This is a genomic window from Paracoccus binzhouensis (assembly GCF_016446475.1).
Classification (GTDB): Bacteria; Pseudomonadota; Alphaproteobacteria; order Rhodobacterales; family Rhodobacteraceae; genus Paracoccus; species Paracoccus binzhouensis.
Genome location: NZ_JAEHFP010000213.1, coordinates 1 through 2,627, shown reverse-complemented (window position 1 = coordinate 2,627; position 2,627 = coordinate 1). Strand labels below are relative to the sequence as shown.

The 2,627-nt window shown below is 62.4% G+C and carries 3 protein-coding genes; all 3 read right to left on the bottom strand.

Annotated elements, in window-relative coordinates; genetic code table 11:
* Positions 1–330: 330 nt before the first annotated feature.
* The gene (locus I9P22_RS23865) at positions 331–1,764 is read right to left on the bottom strand and encodes a DUF4942 domain-containing protein (protein WP_199262690.1); all 1,434 of its coding nucleotides are present in this window, start codon (positions 1,762–1,764) and stop codon (positions 331–333) included.
* A gap of 165 nt (positions 1,765–1,929) precedes the next feature.
* Complete coding sequence (locus I9P22_RS23860) at positions 1,930–2,256, bottom strand: hypothetical protein (protein WP_199262687.1); 327 nt, start codon at positions 2,254–2,256, stop codon at positions 1,930–1,932.
* A complete protein-coding gene (locus I9P22_RS23855; protein WP_199262685.1) occupies positions 2,253–2,510 on the bottom strand; it encodes a hypothetical protein in 258 nt (85 codons plus the stop codon). Before I9P22_RS23855 ends, I9P22_RS23860 begins: the two co-directional genes overlap by 4 nt.
* Positions 2,511–2,627 lie beyond the last annotated feature (117 nt).

The window sequence follows — 2,627 nt, the reverse complement described above, 5'->3', positions numbered from 1 at the left end:
GCCCGACAACACGGCCCGGCTGGACGCCGACGCGCGGCACGCGCGGCGCTTGCCCCTTGACCGGCCAGGGCAGGTCTGTTGGGCGGACCCTGCTAAATGGAAAATCGTCGGGGCGGGGGTGAGCCGGGCAAAGCCTGGTCGATCCCCCGGCTCGGCATCTGTCTTAGCCCGATCACGGCCCTCGGCCGGGATCTCCGAACCTGCTACCGTAAAGGGGTGCCGATCCGCGCCAGCTCGCCGCGGTTGCGGGGCAGGGAAAAGAAAGCCCCCGCCGAAGCGGGGGCAAGTGTTCTTCATCGCAAAAGAGAAAGAAGCGTTAGGTAGCTCACGCTATCGGTTCGGCTTACGCAGCGTCAATACAACCGTGTTGATCCGCACGCCCACCTCGGCAAAGGACTCGGCCGGAAGATCCCGCCACAGGCCGCGCCATCCTGGGCTGAATATTTCGGCCCATGCCCGGAATTTCAGGTGCGCCGGCGTTTCGTTGACCTCGGCCGAGGCGGGCAGGATGGCGCGCAGCTCGCCACCCGGTTTCAGGAAGTCGAAGGCATGGCGGACATGGTTCATCCAGTGGGTGCCGGCGAAAGGCGGGTTCATCAGCACGGCGTCATAAACGGGCTGCGGCTTCATCTGAAGGAAATTGGCGCAGCTGACCTTGAGCCGGTCCGAGGCGATGCCGCGCAGCACATCGGCCCGGCCGGGATGGATTTCGACGGCATCGACGCTGACGGGGCGCTTCAGCAGCTCGCGCACGATGTTGCCGATTCCGGCCTCGGGCTCAAGCACGCGCTGGCCTTCGCGCAGATAGAGCCCGTCCAGCAGGAAGGCGACGGCCTCGGTCGGGGTCGGATAGAAGGCCAGGTCGCGGGCGACGGCGGTTGACGTGGGGCGGTAATCCTCGGGGCGGTCTTGCCTCGGGGCTGCATCGGCCAGAACCTCGCCATAGTATTCGGCCAGCGTCTTGTTGACCTTCCGCACCAGCTCATCATTGACCATCCAGAGATGGGCATTGCCGTTTTTGAAGCAACGCACCTTGAAATAGGTGGTTTCGATCTCGTCCTGGCGCGGCCCGATGGTGTTGCGGCGGGCTATGCTGATCGCACGCTCCAGCTCGCCGGCGCGGTCGGGATGGCCGTCCAGAATCGCGAAAGCGCGCTCGATATCATAGAGAACTTGGCGGATTTCACCGTAGGTAAAGCTGCCCCATTCGTTGAACACCCGCGTCAGGATGATGCGCGATCCGATCTTGAACCCGTCATGGCTACGGAAACGCCGATCCAATCGGGTGAAGGTTCGAGCGATACCGCGCCGCCAGATCATTCCGGCATCTCCCATCAGCCGCTCAATTGTGGCGGTGATGTTGTCCATTGTCGCCGGCGGCACGTCGCCTTGCATTGCCGCGTCCAGATCGTCGCGTTCCTTGGCATCCATGATCTTGCGCAGGCCGGTTTCTTCGAGAAGGCGGGTCCAGATCGCGGCATCGAGGTCGCGGCGGAACGCCTCGATGCTTTCGGCTGGATCGAACCGGCCGGGGAAAAGCCGGTCCCGTGCCGACGCTTCGCCCCGGTCGGTGCGGGGCGAGTGCCAGCCACCATGCGCGCCCTTGGCGGTTTGGGCGGCTTCCTGGGTCAGATCGTATGCGGCTCGCAGTGCGGCTGCGCCTTCCTCAATGCGGGCAAGGGCGGCATCGCGGGCGGTGCAGATGGCGGCGATATTCATGGGCGCGACCAAAGCGCCCGGCTTCGTCGGGGTGTCGTAGAACATGGGAAATCCTCGGGGCAGGGGGCCGCGCCTCGCGGGCGCGGCCATGTCGATCAGGCACGGCGCTGGATGGCTTCCAGAATGCGCTCACGCAGATCGGTCATCATCGAAATCTCGTAAATGGGGCAGGTGCGCCATCTCATGACTCGTTTCCCAGATATTTCGCTACTAAAGTTTCATGCCATCCCAAGCAGGGTGCGATTGTGCATCAGGCAGGGGGTCAACTCCTTTTGTCTCTATCACCAGGCGAGCCGTGCGCTCACAGGGACAACCATAATCGTTGCGGTAGTTCTCGCGGATTTGGACTTCGTAGCGGTTCGGCATCTCTGGGATCGGCGCGACGGTGTAACGCTTGGATGAGGATTTCCGGCCCAGCCAGTCCGCGCCCCATGTGGCGGGGTGCTTGTCACGCTGATACTCGATGCATGCCAGAATATTGCGCTTGTCGGAGGCGGTCAGGTGCCGCCCCTCGATGAGTGAGATTTGCGGTTTCATTGGGCCTTCTCCTGAAGGTAGGTGCGATACCCCTTCTGATCTGTGCTGCCGAAACAGATCACATGCTGATCGGCCAAATGGCGCAGGTCGCAAAGCGCATATTCCATCAGCTCGGATACATTGCCGTTAGCATCGGGATAAAGCGCGGTTAGTGCGTCAAGGATTCGCTTTGCCTGAATAGCGGGCGTATTGTTGGGGGCGCTCATGCCCCCAATGTCGATGACATGGGCATAAAGGTCGAATTTCTCAGCCATTTGTGGCCTCCTATCTCTAGCGATGATGGGGGCGGGTTGATCCCGCTCCGCCTATGGGCTGCGCCTCGGCCAGTCTGATCTGCCCGGAAACGCATGTTTCCGGCGGAACAGAGTGGG

Excerpts from the sequence above, each read along its gene's own strand:
- I9P22_RS23865 (WP_199262690.1), bottom strand. The coding sequence starts at position 1,764 with ATGTTCTACGACACCCCGACGAAGCCGGGCGCTTTGGTCGCGCCCATG.
- I9P22_RS23860 (WP_199262687.1), bottom strand. The coding sequence starts at position 2,256 with ATGAAACCGCAAATCTCACTCATCGAGGGGCGGCACCTGACCGCCTCC.
- I9P22_RS23855 (WP_199262685.1), bottom strand. The coding sequence starts at position 2,510 with ATGGCTGAGAAATTCGACCTTTATGCCCATGTCATCGACATTGGGGGC.